The sequence below is a fragment of the Microcystis sp. LE19-8.1F genome (genome assembly GCF_027531715.1).
Classification (GTDB): Bacteria; Cyanobacteriota; Cyanobacteriia; order Cyanobacteriales; family Microcystaceae; genus Microcystis; species Microcystis wesenbergii_A.
The window spans coordinates 25,007-43,526 of sequence record NZ_JAPZSO010000206.1; the positions used below are offsets into that span (position 1 = coordinate 25,007).

The following is an 18,520-nucleotide window of genomic DNA, read 5'->3' on the forward strand; positions in this document are numbered from 1 at the left end:
ATTTAACCAAGGGAGAGATCGAGAATGGTTTCGGGGTAATTTTGGCCAATAATGTCCTGTTTAGCCCATTGTTGGTAATCTTGCAACAATTGACTCATTAAACGCTGTTTAATCCGCAATAAAACCCCTTTTAAGAGACTATTGCCGGCGATTTCTAACAGCGGACGCGGGGTTAACCATAATGGCGGTGGCAGGGCGACTTTCACCTCAAGATTGGCTTTTCCCGCTAGATAGGTTTGATTATTTTTCTCCACAGGAGCGAGTTTGCCTTGAACATCGAGACTAAAGCGATCATTAATATAATCAATACCTTTGATCTGACAGTCTTCTGATTGCAAAAATATCGTCCCCCCAGAGGTGGCCCAGACATTGAGAATAACCGTGGGCTGAAAATAGTACATATCCAAGAAGTTGAGGGGACGCATTTTCAGGCGAAACTGGTTCTCAGACAATTGTTCTGTTAAGCTAGTCTCAACGATAGCCTGTACTAATCTTTGCGGTTGGCGCAGATAATGCTGAATCGGGATGGTTTGTTCAGCAACAACAATTTCTAGGGATTCGGCAGCGGTAAAAGTTACTTCCATAAGTTGGCTATCTTAAATTTGTCTCCCTTCTTAATTTTACTTGACAAAACTTATGCTTTTCGGCAGTCGAGATGTAGAAATTTTATCGCTAAGAGGGGACGCAAACAGGATTTTTGCCAAGGAAGTGGGGTGTGGGGTGTGGGGTGTGGCCCCCCAACCCCCCCGACATCGGGGGTGTGGGGTGTGGGGTGTGGGGTGTGAGCTTTTGCGTTCGACAAAAGCTCACGCCGAGGTCCGAACGGTTGAAGCATGAAACCCAACGCCCGCATAGTTGACGCTACCGCTAACCCATCCTACAAATAATTGTGCCTACCTATTTAATAATCTTCCGGTTGCCGTTTGCCAGGCTCAGAACTAGGATAGGAGGGAACGAGGTGTTAATGCAGCAAGAGAGGCTTATACTGTGACCAATGTAGCGATCGATGTCCGATTAACCAGGACTTCTCTGTGGCAATGGCAAACATGGCAAGGATTGCCCTATCTTACCTGTAATCTCCTAGAGGACTGGTCCCACGGCTTTTTTACCCGTCATTATTACCCCCAAACCCCGGAAGCTTTTACAGCGGCTTTAGGGGCAAATGTACCAGTTTATCGGGTCAAACAGGTACATGGCGATCGCTTATTAAATCCCCAAGGGATTACTAACCCGGAAATTGTCGAAGCGGATGGAATTATCACCGATGCTTCCGGTCAAGGGATTTGGGTGGCCAGTGCTGATTGTACGCCCGTACTAATAGGCGATCGCTCTACGGGTGTTGGGGTGGCGATTCATTCTGGATGGAGAGGGACAGCCAAAAGGATAGTTCCCAAAGCAGTTAAGCAGTTATTAAAATCTGGTAGTTGTTTAGATAACTTAGCGCTGGCCCTGGGGCCGGCAATTGCCGGGGAAGTGTATCAAGTAGATGGAGAAGTTGCCGCAGAAGTGGGTTTAAGTTTATTTCCCCAAGAAACCAATCCTGACCAAATTCTGGCGAATTTATTTAACCTCTCCCCCTCCCCTTTATTTGCTGACGAGAAAAAAGGAAAAGTGCGCTTAGACGTGCGACGGGTGATTTATCATCAACTACAACAGTTAGGAATTAGGGATGAACAAATTGCGATCGCTCCTTTTTGCACCTATCAACAAGAAGATCATTTTTTCTCCTATCGTCGGGAAAAAGCCAAAAAAATTCAATGGTCTGGCATAGTTAGTCGTTAATGATTACTACTCACAAAGGCTGAATCTAAAACCTAATTAGTTAAGCTAAAAGCTTTGATATACTTAGTTTCCAACCTTCTTTTTAGGTAGGAGAATGGCCAAGTTCTTTTTTGGACCCTTTTGCCTCTTGCATGAGTGCCTCTTGCCTTCAGAAGTTGATAACTGAAAAATCACCCCTTCTCCCATGCGTATTGTTTTTTTCGGAACCCCGACTTTTGCTGTTCCCACCCTAAAAAAATTATTAGCCAATCCCGATATAGAAATAATTGCCGTCGTTACCCAACCGGACAAGCGCCGGGGAAGGGGCAATCAATTAATCCCCTCACCGGTGAAACAAATAGCCATAGAACAGCAAATACCAGTTTGGCAGCCCAAAAGTGTGAAAAAAAATGCTAAAACCTTAAATTTTCTCAGACAATCGCGGGCGGATGCTTTTGTGGTGGTTGCCTACGGACAAATCCTCTCCCCAGAAATTCTAGAGATGCCGAGATTGGGCTGTATTAACGTTCATGGCTCAATTTTACCGAAATATCGGGGAGCAGCCCCCGTGCAGTGGTGCATCGCTAGGGGAGAAAAAGAAACCGGCATTACCACCATGTTAATGGATGCGGGCATGGACACCGGACCGATGTTACTGAAAGCCTACACCCCGATCGCTCTTTTTGACAATGCCGAACAGGTGGGAGCAACCCTAGGACAAATGGGGGCGGATTTGCTCCTAGAAACCCTCTCTAAGCTCGATCGAGCAGAAATTACCCCAATTCCTCAAAATAACGACGATGCCACCTATGCCCCTTTAATTCAAAAATCTGACTATCTAATCCACTGGCAAGATTCGGGCCGGAGAATTCATGATCGAGTCCGGGGTTTTTATCCTCATGCGCTGACCACTTTCCGGGGACAACCCCTAAAAGTGATGGCCACTATTCCCCTAGAGGATCCTGGTCAACTTCCTCCAGAATTACAGACAAAAGACCTTTCTCATCTAAGCGGAGAAGTGGGATCGATCGTGGCTCTCTGGAAAAATTTCGGGCCGGTAGTGCAGACGGGAGAGGGTTTATTATTATTAAAAGAAGTGCAATTATCGGGAAAATCACCGCGTTCTGGTGGGGATTTGGTCAATGGTTCCCGTTTAACTATCGGTGAGATTTTCGGTCAATAGTTTTCGGGGTATGGCTTTCCTTTGCTCCTCTATGCTTCACCGGTGAAGATTTTTTTCAACTTGCGAAAGCGATCGGAATAACTTCTTAACACTTCGATCGCAAACATGGGGGTTTCCTGCACGGCAAATAAAAACTGCGGTTGATTGAGATAGGCTAATTTACAATCAGTTTTGGCAATAGCTGTGGATTCTCGCAGTTTATCGCCATGCAGGAGCGCTCCTGCTCCGAATACATCCCCTTTTTGTAGAGTTTCTATCAATTGCCCCTTGACATACATCTCCACCTCTCCCCTAAGAATACCGTACATCAACTCGCCCTCCGTGCCATCTACAAAAATAACTTCACCAGCTTGAAAAGTGCGATCGGGATGATTTTCGAGAATTTTAATCGTTTCTACGGGACTTAACATGATTTAACAATAATTTTTCGGGTTATCTCTCCCATTTTCCGATATATTGAACTCCCCGATCATCGTTTTTGTATGTAAGAATACTTGAAACTTCTCTACCTGACAAAGATTCGGTTTGACTCTCAGAAATGCTTTGTTTAATCCTTGTCGGGGAGAGAAAATTTCCGTCTTCATACCTTTATCCTCTTCCTACCCAACCCGATTTTTCAGTCTATTTTTTTCTCTCTTATCTTCTCTCGAAAACCCTATATATATGGGCGCACGGGTTCCCATTATACATAAATTATAAAGCAAGTCTCGCCATTTGTCAAGGGTTTTGAGAAAAAAAATCGGGCCGATTTTATAATCACCGTAACAACAATTCCTATCGTAGGGATAATTCCGTAGGGATAATTCCGTAGGGATAATTCCGTAGGGATAATTCCGTAGGGATAATTCCGTAGGGATGATTCCGTAGGGATAATTCCGTAGGGATGATTCCGTAGGGATAATATCGTAGGGATAATTCATGAATTATCCCTACGATATTATGTGAAAATTTCCGTCTTCATACCTTTATCCTCTTCCTACCCAACCCGATTTTTCAGTCTATTTTTTTCTCTCTTATCTTCGCTGAAAAACCATATATATATGGGCGCACGGATTCCCATTATACATAAAGTATAAAGCAAGTCTCGCCATTTGTCAAGGGTTTTCTGAAAATCTCCCCCTCTCCCCACTTCCTTGAGAAAATACCGGGGTTAAAACTGTTCGATCGCTGCTTGGGTGATTTCTGCGATCGCGGCTAAACTGGGACTAACTTGGCCGGTATCGGTGGACAACCAGAGAAGATACTCGACGTTACCCGCAGGTCCGGTAATGGGAGACCAAGTTAAACCCCGATAGAACCATCCTAGGGCTTCGGCGGCCTGTAAAACCTGAAAAATTGCCACTGCTTGGTCTTGGTAGTCGCGAACTACCCCTTTTTTGCCGACTTTTTCCCGTCCCACCTCAAATTGGGGTTTGACCAATAAAATCGCCTCTCGCGGTGGATTTAATAGCGTCCACAGGGTCGGCAAAACTTTGGTCAGAGAAATAAAGGACAGATCCATAACTGCTAAATCGGCGGGTTTTTCTGGTCCGTATAACTTTTCCGGGGTTAAATAGCGAAAATTAGTTCTTTCTAGTAAAATAACCCGTTCATGCTGCCGTAAACTCCACGCTACTTGTCCATAACCCACATCAACCCCATAAACCCGTTTTGCCCCTTTTTGCAAGAGACAATCGGTAAATCCCCCCGTGGAAATGCCTCCATCTAAACAAATGCGATCGCAGACATCAATGGCAAATAATTCTAAGGCCTTGGCTAATTTTTCGCCCCCCCTTGACAAATAGGGCAGTTTCTGCTTAACCTCGATCGCCGCTTCTGGATCGATTTCTGTGGCCGGTTTATCGATGATTTGATGATTGACTTTCACTTCTCCAGCGCGAATTAATCGCTGTGCCTGTTGACGGGAATCACAGAGATTTTTGGCTACTAATAATAAATCTAATCTTTGTTTCGGCAAGGAAGGCCTCCCAATAATCAGCGCCTAATTCTAAAAAATACCTTATTTTTCCCCAAGCAATCCCAGAAGGAAGATTATAAGTAAAGATAGGGACAAGCGGAACCCATCAGCTAAATTTTCGCTGCCATCCCGATATTTTATGGATAAAGATACTCGATTCGCCATTTTGGTCATTGGCATCCCCTTTCTAGGACTAGCTTACTGTGGCTTGATTTTTGCCGTGATGATTTATTGGGTTCGGGCCCGGGAACATCCCGTGACCATGGCCACTTTTTTTGTCCTTGCTCCTTCTTTGATTTCTGGCTCTATTTGGCTGTTAGCTTCCTATAAAGCCCGTCAAAAGCAGCGTTTGGGTTTATAGTTCAATGTAGAGGCCGATGGCATTCGTCCAAGAAGAATCAATAATCAGTCTTTAGTAAGAATCAGAGCAGCACAGGGCTGACATTTAGGGGCTGGGCGCGATAGGATGAAAAAGTGCTAGATAAAAACTCCCCTCCCTTACAGTCCTTAGTTGCGGGTCACTGGTTCAAGCTCATCTGTGGAGCTAGTTACCAGGATTTGCCCACGATTCGCAACCTCGCATTGACCTATACTATCGCCGGAGCCGATTGTATTGATGTGGCCGCCGACCGAGCCGTGATCCTTGCGGCCAAAGAAGGCATCGAAACCGCCGCCAAAATCGCCGGACTCGCTCCCAATCGACGACCTTGGTTGATGGTCAGTCTCAATGACGGGGAAGATCCCCACTTTCGGAAAGCTGTCTTTAACCCGCAACTCTGTCCGGTCGATTGTCCCCGTCCCTGCGAAAAAATCTGTCCCGCTTATGCTATTGATGGGGGGGGAGTGATTGAACAGCGCTGTTATGGTTGCGGTCGCTGCTTACCCGTTTGTCCCCCGCAAATAATTGAGACAAAATCCCGTGTCTGTCAACCCGCAGAAATTATCCCCTTAATTATCGAAATGGGAGTCGATGCGATCGAAATTCATACCCAAGTCGGTCACGGAGAGGAATTTGCTCGACTCTGGCAAGCGATCGCACCTCTAACTAAAAACTTAAAAATCTTGGCTATAAGTTGCCAAGATCATGAATATATCATTGATTACCTCCACTATCTGCGAGAAACTATTTCACCCCTAAGCTGTCCTCTGATTTGGCAGACTGACGGCCGACCGATGAGCGGCGATATCGGCAAAGGAACCACCCACCCGGCCATTAATATGGCCAAAAAAGTCCTTTCCAGCAATCTAGCCGGATTTGTGCAGTTAGCCGGGGGAACCAATGACCATACCGTGACCAAATTACAGCAACTGGGACTGAGAAAAAAAATCGCTGGTATTGCATCTGGAAGTTACGCCCGTTCATTGATTTTGCCAATTTTAGAGCATTTAGACCAGCTTAACCTTGAAAATGACCCCCAAGCCTACCAAGAAGCCCTTAAAGCCGCTTCTATGGGGGTTGCTCAATTAAAAGCCTAGCCTTGGTCAAAAAACTATAATATTTTTTTAATTGACAACTAACCCATAAATGTGTTAGACCCCAAGAAAATCTTGGAAATAAAAACGGCCAATTATCGCCAAAACCCTTTACTATTAATGCCAGAAACCCTACCCTCCTCTCGGATGCCAGTGACCGACGATTTAAACAAACTCTTGGCAATTCTACCCGCTCGGATTCGCGGCAAAATCGAGGAACACCCGCGGCAGCATCAACTGATCGAAGTGGTTATGGATTTGGGACGCATACCAGAAGCGCGTTTTCCCGATGGGGCGATCGATCTGGGGGACGAACCGATCTCAAAAGAAGAAATCCAGTATTCGATCGCCAGGGTGGGCAGTTTTAGCGGCGATAATCGCGCTGGGATTGAACGCACCCTGCACCGCATCAGTGCCATTCGCAATCGAGACGGCGAAATTATCGGTTTAACCTGTCGTATCGGTCGGGCCGTTTTCGGTACGATCACCCTGATTAACGACCTGGTGGAAACAGGAAAATCCCTGCTGCTGCTCGGTCGTCCGGGGGTAGGGAAAACCACCGCTCTCCGGGAAATAGCCCGAGTTTTAGCCGACGATCTCAATAAACGGGTAGTGATTATCGACACCTCCAACGAAATCGCCGGGGATGGAGATATTCCCCATCCGGCTATCGGTCGCGCTCGTCGGATGCAGGTGGCCCGTCCGGAATTGCAGCATCAAGTCATGATCGAAGCGGTGGAAAACCATATGCCGGAGGTGATCGTGATTGATGAGATCGGTACGGAATTAGAAGCTCTGGCCGCTCGCACGATCGCCGAACGCGGGGTGCAGTTAGTGGGAACCGCCCACGGCAATCAACTGGAAAATTTAATTAAAAACCCGACTTTATCGGATTTAGTCGGGGGAATTCAGGCAGTAACTCTCGGGGACGAAGAAGCGCGCCGCCGGGGTTCTCAGAAGACCGTTTTAGAACGGAAAGCACCGCCCACCTTTGACATTGCCATCGAAATGTTGGAACGTCAGCGCTGGGTCATCCACGAGGACGTATCTACTACTATCGACCAACTGCTGCGGGGACGGGAAGCAATTGCCCAAATCCGTTGGGTGGACGAGGAGGGGAAAGTACAGGTCGCTCAGGAAGAACCAAAACCGGAAAAGTTGACCCCTTTGCGCGGCAATTATCTGCCGGAAATGGATAAACCCAAGGGATGGCGGGCCGATGGCCGGATGACTCCCGTGGCCCGTTTCCCTGCGGGCCCTCTCAACCGGGAAAACGATTTTGATCGCCTCCTCGAACAATCCTGGCTGCAGGAAGAACCGGAAACGGAAAAAGTCCGCGTTCCCGGTCCCAATGGCGAAGATTGGCCGGTTTATGTCTATCCCTACGGAGTCAGTCGCGCCCCGATCGAACAGGTAGTACAGGCCCTAGATTTGCCGATCGTTTTGACCAAAGATTTACAGGGGGCCGATGCGGTGCTGGCCCTGCGTTCCCACGTTAAAAATCAGTCAAAATTGCGGCAAATTGCCAAAGTAAGACAAATCCCTATACACGGCATCAAATCCAATACCCTGCCCCAAATTTCTCGGGGTTTAAAGCGGATTTTGGGCATTGATGACCCGATGAATCAGGAGGGTGCCGACCTGCGTTTATTTGCCCGCAGCGGTAGTGATGACGAGATCGAAGCTTTGGAGGAGGCCCGGTTAGCGGTGGAACAAATCGTTATTCCTACCGGCCAACCGGTGGAGTTACTGCCGCGATCGGCGAAAGTGCGGAAAATGCAACACGAATTAGTGGAACATTACCGTCTCCAATCCGATAGCTTCGGAGAGGAACCGAATCGCCGTATTCGCATCTATCCAGCTTAGGAGTCAGGAATTTGCAGCGACGCACTCTCATCATTCTAGGTACGGGGGCGGCGATCGGTGCGGCGGCCGTCCGGATTATCCATCGTCCCGAATCGGCGGCGGAATTGCGCGCCAAAATGCTCCTAGCTGAAAGAATTAAGCTCTGTCTCGATCTGGCTAAGATGAAACTAGCCACTACGATCGATTATCTCGATCGTTATGCCCGTCGGAGAATTCTCTATCCCTATCTTACCCATCCAGAGCCATCGGGTTTTAACTTCTTCAATTGGCTACGGAGGGGGAATAGTCCCACCCCCGGCACTTGGAAGTTAGAAAAGGCCAATTTTTGGGCAGCTGGAGCTTTTGCTGCTTTGTTATGGAAAATGGCTGACTTGGAATCAAACCATATTGATGCGGGATTTTGGGCGGCTGCGGCGAAAAAATGGAGCGATCCCTTAAAAGAAGCGAGTTTGAAGAACAAAGACATCGCTCTCAATAACGTACTGGTGTTTGCTCCTTGGTTTCAGTCAGGACAGGGGCAGGAAAAACAGACAGCTTTAGATATCACTTTACAGGGAGCCAGACAACTAGCGCAACCTTTTCAGGATGGTAAAGGGAGTTATCACACCGATATCGGTACTTTTGGCTGGTTACGCAAGGCCGATCGCACCGATCAGCAAGAACATTGGCACGTTTTTATGGATCATACGGTCAATATAGAACAGCTGCTCTGGCCAAGTCTCCACAATCCTGACCCCAAGGAAGCAAAAGATTGGCAAGAAAAGGCCCTTTCCCACATCCGCACCATTAGCCGCACTTTTGGGGCTAACCGTCGCCCGGGTAAAACGGGAACTTGGCAAAGAGGGTATTTTGATCAAAATGTCAACTCTCCCACCTATACAAATTTCTTATTTAATGAAGGAAAACAGGGCTGGCGCGATGATAGCACTTGGTCCCGGGGTCAAGCTTGGTTTATTTATGCTGCCACGACGGCCTATATTTACACTGGCGATCCGGAAATGTTAACCATTGCCAAGGATGCCATTAATTATTATCTGGAAAATTTGCCTGATCGCTGGCCCGGTGGACAAAGACGCGCCGGAGATTTTATCCCCCCCTGGGACTTTGATTATGCCTTGCAAAAAAATGCCGCTACGGAAAAGGATTCTTCGGCAGCTGCGATCGCAGTAGCGGGTATGATTCGCTTATTAAAAGCTTTGCCCAGCAGTGATCCTAGTTATGGAACCTATCGAGAGGCGATCGATAATATTCTCTTGAATCTGACTTCTTTTGAGTATTTTCCCGACGCAACCGCCCCAGAGATGAGTCTATTGCGCCATGGCTGTTATCATCATCCCGCAGCGATTCGACCCAGCCAAATCTATGATACGGGTTTAATTTGGGGAGACTTCTTTTTTATCAATGCTTTGGCTGAATACCAAGATTTACCCAATACTTAACAGACCACTTAATTCTTGCTCTTTTTGATGGGGGAAGTGGCAAACTGTTAACTGTTACCGTTGAATGGGAAAAGACTGTGGATATTCGCTTAATCGTTGTCGATGTGGATGGAACGATCGCCGGTGATAACAATCAGGTTAATCCGGCTGTGGTGCAAGCTGTCTCGGCCGTCCAAAAAAAGGGAATTCCCGTCGCTATTGGCACTGGCAGGATGTACCGTTCGGCTTTACGCTTTCATCAACGCCTTAAATCGAGTTTACCTTTAATTGCTTACAATGGCGCTTGGATTCAAGACCCTGTTTCCCAAGTTCACCATCGACATACTCCCATTTCCCCCGACTTAGCACTCGATCTTTTAGATTATCTCGAACAACCCCAATGGAAGGAGAAAATCTCCCTTAATTTTTATATGGACGATGTGCTTTATGTGCGGCAATTAAACGCGGAAACGGAATTCTATCGCCAGCGATCGGGTATTATTGCCGAAGCAGTGGGAGATTTACGCAAAGTTGCCCACAAAACCACTAAAATTCTCGCCATGGGGGAAGATAAGCAATTTATCGCCGAGATTTGGCATCATTTACAGCAACGCTATCAAAATCAAGATTTATACTTTACCCAATCGAGTCCGACTTTTTTTGAAGTTACCCACGTTGACGCCACTAAGGGAAGCGCCACCCAATTTTTGGCCGAAGATATCCTAGGATTACAACCGCAAAACGTTATGGCGATCGGTGATAATTTTAATGATGTTTCTATGCTCACCTATGCGGGTGTCGGTGTTGCCATGGGTAATGCTCCCCAAGCTGTTAAGGATCAAGCCGATTGGGTTGCCCCCAGTGTAGACTTAAATGGGGTGGCCGCAGCCTTAGAAAAGTTTGTTTTATAGCGGTGTGCAGTCGTATGAGGTACAGTGTCACGAGCTATAAACCATGCTAGGCAAAGCTTGGTTTGTATCTCACTCAAGCGCTTACCGCTATAATTTGATTTAGGAGTCGGTCGTCGGGAAAATTTTGACTTTTTACTTTAAAACCAAAAAACCAATCCGCTTTTCATCGAGAAAATTATGACTATTAATACGCAAACTGTTACGATTCCTAACAAAGATATTGACATAGATGCCTATTTAGCCATTCCCGATCGAGTGGGAATTTATCCGGCAATTATCGTGATTCAGGAAATATTCGGCGTCAACGACCATATTCGCCATGTCACCCGCAGAATTGCCCAAGAAGGCTATATAGCGATCGCTCCTGCCATTTATCAGCGATTCGCTCCGGGTTTTGAAACGGGGTACAGTATGGCAGATATCGAAATCGGTCGTCAGTACAAAGAACAAACCAAAGCAGCCGAATTAATCAGCGATATCCAAGCCACCATCGATTATCTTTATAGTTTGCCACAGGTGCAAAAAACCGGTGTCGGCACGATCGGTTTTTGTTTTGGTGGTCATCTGGTTTATCTTGTCTCCACTCTAGAGGATATCAAAGTTACTGCCTCTTTTTACGGTGCGGGAATCACCACGGGAACCCCCGGCGGTGGCCAAGCGACAGTGAAGGTGACTCCCCAAATCAAGGGGACAATCTACGCATTTTTCGGGGTGTTAGATGCCAGTATTCCTCAAAAGCAAGTGGATGAGATAGAACACGCATTAACCCGTTATCAAATTCCTCATCGAGTTTTCCGCTATGAAAACGCCGACCATGGCTTTTTCTGCGACCAAAGAGCTAGTTATAATGCTAATGCGGCCAAATCTGCCTGGGATCATGTGCTAGAGTTATTTAGCCTTCTTAAATCTTAATGGTCTGACTCCTCAAGCTTCAGCTTACACTGGAAGCAGATCGAAATTATACTTGTAACCATTCTATTTATCATGACACCGAACCCTGCCTTTTCCATGGACGATTTTGCCAAAGCTCTTGATCAATACGATTATCAATTTGAAAAAGGGCAGATCGTGCGCGGGAGAGTCGATCAACACACCTCCGATGGAGCATACATCGATATTGGCGGCAAATCCTCCGCTTTTATTTCTTTAAGGGAAATTTCCCTGGAAAATGTCACTTCCATTACCGAAGCTTTACCCATAGGTGCAGAATTCGATTTTCTGATTACCCGTGGACAGGATGCGGAAGGACAAGTTACCCTGTCTCTGCGGCAATTATTACTACAAAAAGCTTGGGAAAATGCCAGGGAAATCTCTGAAAGTGGCAAGTCGGTGCAGCTGCGCGTCACGGGAGTGAATAAGGGAGGAGTGACGGGAGAGGTGGAAGGATTAAAAGGATTTATCCCTCGCTCCCATTTAATCGAAAAAAATGATTTAGATTCCCTGATCGGACAACTTTTAACCGCAACTTTTATTCAAATCGATCAAGAAAATAATAAATTAGTTTTATCTCAACGAGAAATTGCTCGCGCTAACGCTATCAGTCAATTAGCTGTGGGTAAATTATTAAGTGGCACCGTGGTTAAATTACAACCCTACGGTGTTTTTGTCGATTGCGGTGGAGTGACGGGATTACTCCATGCTAAACAGGTGACGGGAGCCTCTTTTAATTCTCCCATGACTTTCTTTAAAGTTGGTCAAGCAATTCAAGTGGTAGTCGCGGAAATTGACGAATATAAAAATCGCATTTCCCTATCCACAAAAATCCTCGAAGCGCACCCCGGCGAAATTCTCGAAAACTTTGCAGAAGTCATGGAAACAGCAGCAGAAAGATTACAACAAGCTCAGGGAAAAACCCCAGAAACTTAGTGTAGGGTGGGTTAGGCGACAATAACTTAGATATTTTACCACCTATTTAGTATTCGCCGTAACCCACCATCAGTCATCAGGTGAATTTGTCTCCTGTCTCCTGTCTCCTGTCTCCTGTCTCCTTTTTACTTGACAAAGATGTTTCAAGATCGGATAGCAATTTTAGGGACTATGCACGGAAAAGAGCGGGTGATTGCACCGATTTTAGCGCAAGAAATAGGCCTTAAGGTGATTGTACCCGATAATTTTGATACCGATCGCTTTGGCACTTTTACCCGGGATATTAAGCGCATCGGGACACAAATTGAAACCGCTCGCAGCAAGGCACAAGAAGCGATCGATCTGTCGGGATACGATATTGGAATTGCTAGTGAGGGTAGTTTTTATTCCCATCCCAACTTGCCGCTAGTTTCCTGTAATCGTGAATTGATTTTATTGCTCGATCGAGTCCATAATCTAGAAATAATTGGTCAAGCAATAGTCACGGAAACTAATCACGCTCACCAAACTGTAACTAATCTAGCAGCTGCTTTAGAATTTGCCGAAAAAATCGGGTTTCCTAGTCATGGTTTAGTGGTGATGTTTGATAAAAATTCTCTCGACTCTGAGCATATTTTTAAGGGAATTACTGACCAGAAAAATTTAGTTAAAATTGTTGAAGATATTCTTGACAAAAACGGCAAAGTACACCTAGAAACCGATATGCGCGCTATGCACAATCCCACGCGGATGAAAGCAATTGTTGCCGCGACAGCAAATCTTGTTCAAAAACTTAATCAATTATGTCCTAATTGTGGTTGTCCGGGGTTTGATATTATCGAAAGAAAAGCGGGTTTACCCTGTGGTTTATGTCACTTTCCCACCTCTTTAATTAAACTGGAACTATACGGTTGTCAAAGGTGTGATTATCGAGAGGAAAAACTCTTTCCCAACGGTCAAAAAACTGCCGATCCAATGTATTGTGAATATTGTAATCCTTAAAGATAGCTTTTCTATGGAAAGAATTTTAGAACCAGAAGTAATGGATGATCGGGAAGAAGCGATCGAATATGATGCCATGGACTTCACCGAAGTTAATACTAATTTCGCTAAAGAAGCCGTACAATTGGCTGGTATTAATGCTAGGGTGTTAGATGTAGGAACCGGTACTGCACGCATTCCGATTATACTCAGTCAACTACGTCCCCAATGGCAAATTATCGCTATTGATCTGGCCGATTCTATGTTAGAAATTGGTCAAAAAAATATCCTTAATGCTAATTGTCAAGAACAGATCAAATTGGAGAAAGTTGATGGAAAAAATCTTCCCTACCAATCCGAGCAATTTGATTTAGTTATTTCTAATAGTTTAATCCATCATCTCAAGGATCCTCTGCCTTTTTTACGCGAAATTAAGCGAGTTTTAAAACCCAATGGGGGCATTTTTTTAAGAGATTTATTCCGTCCCGATTCCGAGGAAATAATCCAGGGGATGGTGAGGGAAATCGATCCTAATTTTTCTCCCCGACAAGCGCAATTATTTCAAGACTCGCTGCGAGCGGCTTTTACCCTAGCAGAAATCGCCGATTTAATCCAGCAGTCGGGCTTAGAAAATGTTAAAATTTATCAGTCTTCTAATCGTCATTGGACAGCCATAAAAACAAGTAAAAACTAATCACTAAATCAGGAAAAATCGAGTTATGAAAGTTGGATTTTTGGGAACGGGATTAATGGGAACGCCAATGGTAGAAAGATTATTAAATCAGAAAATTCCTGTTATTGCCTATAATCGCACCTTAGAAAAATTAGCACCTTTACAGCAGTTGGGAGCCAAAACAGTTAGCTCTCCTGAGCAAGTCATTCAAGAGGCAGATTGTCTGATTTTAATGTTAACTAATGCCGCCGCTATCCAAGAGGTTTTAGGATTAAATTCCGAGCAATCCAACTTCAATAATCGTACTATTATTCAGATGGGAACCATTGCCCCTTCTGAAAGTAAACAACTGCGAGATCAAATTGTGGCTAAAGGGGGAGAATATCTAGAAGCACCCGTGTTAGGAAGTATTCCCGAAGCTAAAAATGGGACTCTCTTAGTTATGGTGGGAGCAACGGAGAAACAGTTCCATCAATGGTCAAATTTATTAGCAAATTTTGGACAAGAACCGATGTTAATCGGGGAAGTGGGAACCGCTGCGGCGTTAAAATTAGCTTTAAATCAATTAATTGCCGCTCTAACCAGTGCTTTTGCTTTGAGTTTAGCTTTTTTATCCCAGCAAGGAGTAGATATAGAAAAGTTCATGACTATCCTGCGTCAAAGTGCCTTATATGCGCCTACTTTTGACAAAAAATTAACTAGAATGTTAGAAGAAAATTATGCTAACCCTAATTTTCCCACTAAACATTTACTGAAAGATGTTAATCTCTTTTTAGAGGAATCGGAGAAGTTAGATTTAACCACTTTTCCCCTAACAGGAGTACAGCGCCTTCTTGAAAAAGCTTTAGAAATGGGATTCGCAGAGGACGATTATTCAGCTTTATATGAGGCACTGAAAAAAGAATTAAGTAGGTAGGCGTTAAAAATTATCAGACACCCCCCTTGATAAGGTAGGGTTGATTCATGAATCAACCCTACCTTATCAAGGGGGGATCAAGGGGGGATTAAAGGCAAAATCCATTTTTAATTTAATTATAACCAGCTACTTATAAACCGCTTACCCACATCAAAAAGACTCTTGGTTTGTCTAGTCGGACAACTGATAGAAGAAAAACCGATAAAAGGCTTTAAATTTTCCTTAAGCTTTGTTGAGGTGGCCAAAAGAGGGGGTTAGAGTGGGAAGTGATGGAATTTTGGGCATATTCTCCTATGACGCTGACTGAATTTGGATTATTAGCGGGTTTACTTGTCCCCGGTATCCTGCTCTCGATTTTGGTGATGGTGAGTTTTGCCAAAGGGGGCTAAAAACCGATAGAGACACCGATGAAAGTGTCTCTATCTTTTTGGGGTGAAGATTAATCTATTTTTGGTTTTTTGCCCAATTTAATTGATTCTGTAGCTAACAAAATTGATTCTAAATGATGGCGCTTCTCCACTTGACCGAGGAAATAACCTGTCATCATCGCTGAAGCGAGAAGATTAGCCAAATTCTCGCGGTCGGTGGTAATTTGTACCGCAAAATCCTCTGAGGGCAACATTCCCACCAATCCCTTGACGTTTTGCGAGATAATATCTTTAATTTCGCTACTGACCGATTGGGCTATTCTCTCAAGGGTTTCAGGATGCTGCTGCTGGAGATACTGCATCAGACAGTTATCGTTTTGTTCTTCGGTTTCCCAGGGAAAAAAATCAGGATTAAAAGTCATCAGAACTCCCACGCTGTAGTGGTTATTGGATCTAGGTTAACAAATCGCTCTTCTTGATTGCCTGAAGTCCCCCCTATCTTCTTCAAGTTTAGCTCAGTGATCAGAAACATTCACCCCTAATATACCCTCTCTCTCCTTATTCCTGATCGGTAGCTTCCAGAATACCCTGTTCCCTAAGATTGTCAACCTCGAAATATTGATGAAATTTATCGGTTACTTCTAACCAGTAGGATCTACCTTCGTTTTGCTTGCGTTTTCTCACAAATCCTCGTTCTACCAAGTCCTGAACCTGTTGATAGGCCGTACTGCCCCGTAAATTAATTAAATCCGCTTGCAAAATCGGTCCTTTGAGCGCAATCGCTGCTAAAGTGCGGAGGGTTCCTGTGCCTAATTCGGCCGGGATCAGGTCTTCGATCAAATTCTGATAAGCTGACCGCAATTGTAAACTATAACCGAGGGGGGTTTCCACCACTTCCAAGGCACTATCCCGGTGAGCATAATCGGACATTAACTCGATCATGGCATCTTCCACCGTCAAGCGATCGCTGTTGGTTAATCTCACCATCTCGGTTAAGGGGACAGGCTGCCCTTTTAGGTAAAGTATTGCTTCTAGACGGGTAGCTAGTCTGATCTCCTGGTGGGCTTCCGCTCTCAATCTCGACTACCTAAGTTTAGACAATGATTTAATATTCTACTAGAAGACGAACGAGAAAATTATGGAAACTTTTTGGAGTCAGGTTTTAGACTTTTGTTATCAGGCTACTGGCCAGGTGGGCGATCGCCTACTAGCTGATTTTGGCAAATTACAGGCCACCAATAAAGCAGACGGGACTTTAGTGACGGCTGCCGACCGTTGGTCCGATGGCGAATTGCGATCGCTACTTGCCCGCACTTTCCAGGATCATGGAGTCTTAACCGAGGAAACTACCCATATTTTCCCGGATCAAGAATGGTGTTGGGTCGTGGATCCGATCGACGGCACGACTAATTTTACTCGCGGTCTTCCCATCTGGGGCATTTCCCTGGGACTTCTCTACCGGGGGACTCCCGTGTTCGGATTTGTTTATCTGCCCTGCCTGAAACAGTCCTATTATGGTTATTGGTACGGTGAGACGGGTTTAACCGGTCCGCTAGGGGCCTACTGCAACGGTCAACCGATTCACACCAGCGACGATTTTCCCAGCAAAAATCATCTGTTTAATCTCTGCGCTCGTAGTACAGATCTATTAAAAAAACCCTTTCCCTGCAAAGTGCGGATGATAGGAGTAGCTAGTTATAATCTGCTTTTGGTTGCCGATGGCACGGTTTTGGGAGGAGTGGAAGCAACCCCGAAAGTCTGGGATATTGCTGCGGTTTGGGCAATTCTACAGGCCGCGGACGGAGTATTTATCTCTTTAGGAGAAAAGATTTTTCCCTTGCGGGTAGGGGAAAATTATCGTGATCGATCCTATCCCTGTTTAGCCGTGGCTCGATCGAATTTAGCACCGGTTTTCTTGCCTTTAGTCGGTTTTCTCAAGGATGTTGCTTGAATGGAGAATTGCTCAGGTTAGAATAGCTGCATTTATTGGTTTTATCTTTATTTAGGGCTGGCTGAATAAATCTAAAAACCTTGTTGGATAATATCTTTAAGCTTGTTTGAAATCAAAAACTGCCAGCCCTTGGAGTGATCAGGGGGGAAATTTAGGCACTTTTTGCCTGAAAATTAGGTAATTGACCCCCTGAAAATCGGTAAAACCCTACACCCCACACCCTACACCCCACACCCTGCCCCCACGAATTTATTTCATGAGTTTTGATACTTCCTCTCTCAGCCAACGCAACGATAAAGCCGAAGTCTATCAGCCAGTAATTATTCGCCTCGAAAATGTATCTAAAATCTATGGCAGTGGCGAAACCATGGTTAAAGCCCTTAATAACATCAATTTAAGCCTCAAAAAAGGGGAATATTGCGCTATTATGGGGGCATCGGGTTCGGGAAAATCCACAGCCATGAATATTATCGGCTGTCTTGATCGTCCCACCTCGGGGTCTTATTATCTAGAAAATCTGGACGTTTCCACGCTGCCGGATGGGGATTTAGCTCAGATTCGCAATCGTAAAATCGGCTTTGTTTTCCAGCAATTCCATCTTTTACCCCAGATGAGTGCGCTAGAAAATGTCATGTTACCGATGATTTATGGTGGGGTTTCTCCCCAAGAAAGAAAGGAAAGAGCGATCGCTGCTTTAACGAAGGTAAAATTAGATAATCGACTGCACAATAAACCCAATCAATTATCGGGGGGACAACAGCAGCGCGTCGCTATTGCTAGGGCAATTGTCAATCAACCCATATTATTACTTGCCGATGAACCGACGGGGGCGCTGGACTCGAAAACTACCCAAGAGGTGATGGCTATTTTCTCGGAATTGAATAACAGTGGCATTACTATCGTCATGGTAACTCACGAGGCCGATGTGGCCCGTCACTGCCAGCGCATTATCTGGTTTAAAGACGGTGAAGCGGTTTATCCTCATCTCGCACCGACGGATTTACCTATAATGTCGGCTTGAAGGAACCCTCGGTTTCACCTCGGAGATGAAAGGTTCCGCCAGCATAGAACAGCGAAGCACGACTAAGAATAACTCTAATCTATAGTTGCCAATTTAATTTTAGTATGCTAGAGTAGTTTGCGTGGTAGGTCGATAACGCAAAATGTTTGTTTTAGAGTACAAGCTTAGAGGAAAACCATCTCAATATCAAGCCATT

Annotated in this window: 22 protein-coding genes; 15 read left to right on the top strand and 7 right to left on the bottom strand. The window is 45.2% G+C overall.

Annotation, left to right across the window (positions count from 1 at the left end):
* Positions 1–2: 2 nt before the first annotated feature.
* The gene (locus O9334_RS19570) at positions 3–584 is read right to left on the bottom strand and encodes a DUF1997 domain-containing protein (RefSeq protein ID WP_045360485.1); all 582 of its coding nucleotides are present in this window, start codon (positions 582–584) and stop codon (positions 3–5) included.
* A 52-nt stretch (positions 585–636) separates the two neighbouring features.
* Here O9334_RS19570 and O9334_RS19575 point away from each other — a divergent pair, with 52 nt between their 5' ends.
* The 3 genes from O9334_RS19575 to fmt all read left to right on the top strand — a co-directional run bounded on the left by O9334_RS19575 (position 637) and on the right by fmt (position 2,944).
* The gene (locus O9334_RS19575) at positions 637–837 is read left to right on the top strand and encodes a hypothetical protein (protein ID WP_288001972.1); all 201 of its coding nucleotides are present in this window, start codon (positions 637–639) and stop codon (positions 835–837) included.
* Between the two features lie 150 nt (positions 838–987).
* Entirely contained in the window at positions 988–1,782 is a 795-nt protein-coding gene (pgeF, locus tag O9334_RS19580; RefSeq protein ID WP_288001973.1) for a peptidoglycan editing factor PgeF, read from the top strand.
* A gap of 184 nt (positions 1,783–1,966) precedes the next feature.
* Positions 1,967–2,944, top strand: a complete 978-nt coding sequence (gene fmt, locus O9334_RS19585; RefSeq protein ID WP_288001974.1) for a methionyl-tRNA formyltransferase — start codon at positions 1,967–1,969, stop codon at positions 2,942–2,944.
* 29 nt (positions 2,945–2,973) lie between these two features.
* On the opposite strand, the gene O9334_RS19590 is transcribed toward fmt, so the two are convergent.
* The 4 genes from O9334_RS19590 to O9334_RS19605 form a co-directional block, all read right to left on the bottom strand.
* Positions 2,974–3,354 carry a cyclic nucleotide-binding domain-containing protein gene (locus O9334_RS19590; protein ID WP_045360488.1) on the bottom strand — a complete coding sequence of 127 codons (381 nt, stop codon included), beginning with the start codon at positions 3,352–3,354 and terminating at the stop codon, positions 2,974–2,976.
* Between the two features lie 3 nt (positions 3,355–3,357).
* Entirely contained in the window at positions 3,358–3,528 is a 171-nt protein-coding gene (locus O9334_RS19595) for a hypothetical protein (protein ID WP_045360490.1), read from the bottom strand.
* Positions 3,529–3,543: 15 nt separating this feature from the next.
* The gene (locus O9334_RS19600) at positions 3,544–3,864 is read right to left on the bottom strand and encodes a hypothetical protein (RefSeq protein ID WP_288001977.1); all 321 of its coding nucleotides are present in this window, start codon (positions 3,862–3,864) and stop codon (positions 3,544–3,546) included.
* 230 nt (positions 3,865–4,094) lie between these two features.
* Positions 4,095–4,901 carry a TlyA family RNA methyltransferase gene (locus O9334_RS19605; RefSeq protein ID WP_045360493.1) on the bottom strand — a complete coding sequence of 269 codons (807 nt, stop codon included), beginning with the start codon at positions 4,899–4,901 and terminating at the stop codon, positions 4,095–4,097.
* A gap of 139 nt (positions 4,902–5,040) precedes the next feature.
* Between O9334_RS19605 and O9334_RS19610 the strand changes: the two genes are divergently transcribed.
* The 10 genes from O9334_RS19610 to O9334_RS19655 all read left to right on the top strand — a co-directional run bounded on the left by O9334_RS19610 (position 5,041) and on the right by O9334_RS19655 (position 14,984).
* Positions 5,041–5,262: a hypothetical protein gene (locus tag O9334_RS19610; protein ID WP_045360495.1), complete on the top strand. Its 222-nt coding sequence runs from the start codon at positions 5,041–5,043 to the stop codon at positions 5,260–5,262.
* A gap of 113 nt (positions 5,263–5,375) precedes the next feature.
* The gene (gene ldpA, locus O9334_RS19615; RefSeq protein ID WP_045360496.1) at positions 5,376–6,377 is read left to right on the top strand and encodes a circadian clock protein LdpA; all 1,002 of its coding nucleotides are present in this window, start codon (positions 5,376–5,378) and stop codon (positions 6,375–6,377) included.
* A gap of 117 nt (positions 6,378–6,494) precedes the next feature.
* Entirely contained in the window at positions 6,495–8,240 is a 1,746-nt protein-coding gene (locus O9334_RS19620; protein WP_172968190.1) for a R3H domain-containing nucleic acid-binding protein, read from the top strand.
* 11 nt (positions 8,241–8,251) lie between these two features.
* Positions 8,252–9,679 (top strand): hypothetical protein, encoded by a 1,428-nt coding sequence (locus tag O9334_RS19625; protein WP_045360500.1) that lies wholly within the window; start codon positions 8,252–8,254, stop codon positions 9,677–9,679.
* 77 nt (positions 9,680–9,756) lie between these two features.
* Positions 9,757–10,569: a Cof-type HAD-IIB family hydrolase gene (locus O9334_RS19630; protein WP_288001981.1), complete on the top strand. Its 813-nt coding sequence runs from the start codon at positions 9,757–9,759 to the stop codon at positions 10,567–10,569.
* Positions 10,570–10,746: 177 nt separating this feature from the next.
* Entirely contained in the window at positions 10,747–11,481 is a 735-nt protein-coding gene (locus O9334_RS19635) for a dienelactone hydrolase family protein (RefSeq protein WP_288001984.1), read from the top strand.
* A 96-nt stretch (positions 11,482–11,577) separates the two neighbouring features.
* Complete coding sequence (locus tag O9334_RS19640; RefSeq protein WP_190381119.1) at positions 11,578–12,435, top strand: S1 RNA-binding domain-containing protein; 858 nt, start codon at positions 11,578–11,580, stop codon at positions 12,433–12,435.
* Positions 12,436–12,573: 138 nt separating this feature from the next.
* Positions 12,574–13,416: a DUF6671 family protein gene (locus O9334_RS19645; protein ID WP_288001986.1), complete on the top strand. Its 843-nt coding sequence runs from the start codon at positions 12,574–12,576 to the stop codon at positions 13,414–13,416.
* Between the two features lie 13 nt (positions 13,417–13,429).
* Positions 13,430–14,089: a class I SAM-dependent methyltransferase gene (locus O9334_RS19650; protein WP_288001989.1), complete on the top strand. Its 660-nt coding sequence runs from the start codon at positions 13,430–13,432 to the stop codon at positions 14,087–14,089.
* A gap of 25 nt (positions 14,090–14,114) precedes the next feature.
* Entirely contained in the window at positions 14,115–14,984 is an 870-nt protein-coding gene (locus O9334_RS19655; RefSeq protein ID WP_045360510.1) for an NAD(P)-dependent oxidoreductase, read from the top strand.
* 439 nt (positions 14,985–15,423) lie between these two features.
* On the opposite strand, the gene O9334_RS19660 is transcribed toward O9334_RS19655, so the two are convergent.
* Both O9334_RS19660 and scpB read right to left on the bottom strand, forming a co-directional pair.
* A complete protein-coding gene (locus tag O9334_RS19660; protein WP_002803308.1) occupies positions 15,424–15,774 on the bottom strand; it encodes a DUF760 domain-containing protein in 351 nt (116 codons plus the stop codon).
* Positions 15,775–15,910: 136 nt separating this feature from the next.
* Positions 15,911–16,429, bottom strand: coding sequence for an SMC-Scp complex subunit ScpB (gene scpB / locus O9334_RS19665; protein ID WP_080754319.1), 519 nt, complete (start codon positions 16,427–16,429; stop codon positions 15,911–15,913).
* Between the two features lie 61 nt (positions 16,430–16,490).
* Between scpB and O9334_RS19670 the strand changes: the two genes are divergently transcribed.
* Complete coding sequence (locus tag O9334_RS19670; RefSeq protein WP_045360511.1) at positions 16,491–17,303, top strand: inositol monophosphatase family protein; 813 nt, start codon at positions 16,491–16,493, stop codon at positions 17,301–17,303.
* Positions 17,304–17,559: 256 nt separating this feature from the next.
* Positions 17,560–18,324, top strand: coding sequence for an ABC transporter ATP-binding protein (locus tag O9334_RS19675; protein WP_045360512.1), 765 nt, complete (start codon positions 17,560–17,562; stop codon positions 18,322–18,324).
* Positions 18,325–18,520 lie beyond the last annotated feature (196 nt).

What these genes read in the sequence shown, in the direction of transcription:
- O9334_RS19610 (WP_045360495.1), top strand. Translation starts at nt 5,041, where the DNA reads ATGGATAAAGATACTCGATTCGCCATTTTGGTCATTGGCATCCCCTTT.
- O9334_RS19570 (WP_045360485.1), bottom strand. Translation starts at nt 584, where the DNA reads ATGGAAGTAACTTTTACCGCTGCCGAATCCCTAGAAATTGTTGTTGCT.
- fmt (WP_288001974.1), top strand. Translation starts at nt 1,967, where the DNA reads ATGCGTATTGTTTTTTTCGGAACCCCGACTTTTGCTGTTCCCACCCTA.
- O9334_RS19670 (WP_045360511.1), top strand. Translation starts at nt 16,491, where the DNA reads ATGGAAACTTTTTGGAGTCAGGTTTTAGACTTTTGTTATCAGGCTACT.
- O9334_RS19635 (WP_288001984.1), top strand. Translation starts at nt 10,747, where the DNA reads ATGACTATTAATACGCAAACTGTTACGATTCCTAACAAAGATATTGAC.
- O9334_RS19620 (WP_172968190.1), top strand. Translation starts at nt 6,495, where the DNA reads ATGCCAGAAACCCTACCCTCCTCTCGGATGCCAGTGACCGACGATTTA.
- O9334_RS19600 (WP_288001977.1), bottom strand. Translation starts at nt 3,864, where the DNA reads ATGAATTATCCCTACGATATTATCCCTACGGAATCATCCCTACGGAAT.
- O9334_RS19640 (WP_190381119.1), top strand. Translation starts at nt 11,578, where the DNA reads ATGGACGATTTTGCCAAAGCTCTTGATCAATACGATTATCAATTTGAA.
- O9334_RS19645 (WP_288001986.1), top strand. Translation starts at nt 12,574, where the DNA reads ATGTTTCAAGATCGGATAGCAATTTTAGGGACTATGCACGGAAAAGAG.
- O9334_RS19575 (WP_288001972.1), top strand. Translation starts at nt 637, where the DNA reads ATGCTTTTCGGCAGTCGAGATGTAGAAATTTTATCGCTAAGAGGGGAC.
- O9334_RS19660 (WP_002803308.1), bottom strand. Translation starts at nt 15,774, where the DNA reads ATGACTTTTAATCCTGATTTTTTTCCCTGGGAAACCGAAGAACAAAAC.
- O9334_RS19590 (WP_045360488.1), bottom strand. Translation starts at nt 3,354, where the DNA reads ATGTTAAGTCCCGTAGAAACGATTAAAATTCTCGAAAATCATCCCGAT.
- O9334_RS19655 (WP_045360510.1), top strand. Translation starts at nt 14,115, where the DNA reads ATGAAAGTTGGATTTTTGGGAACGGGATTAATGGGAACGCCAATGGTA.
- O9334_RS19675 (WP_045360512.1), top strand. Translation starts at nt 17,560, where the DNA reads ATGAGTTTTGATACTTCCTCTCTCAGCCAACGCAACGATAAAGCCGAA.
- O9334_RS19650 (WP_288001989.1), top strand. Translation starts at nt 13,430, where the DNA reads ATGGAAAGAATTTTAGAACCAGAAGTAATGGATGATCGGGAAGAAGCG.
- O9334_RS19595 (WP_045360490.1), bottom strand. Translation starts at nt 3,528, where the DNA reads ATGAAGACGGAAATTTTCTCTCCCCGACAAGGATTAAACAAAGCATTT.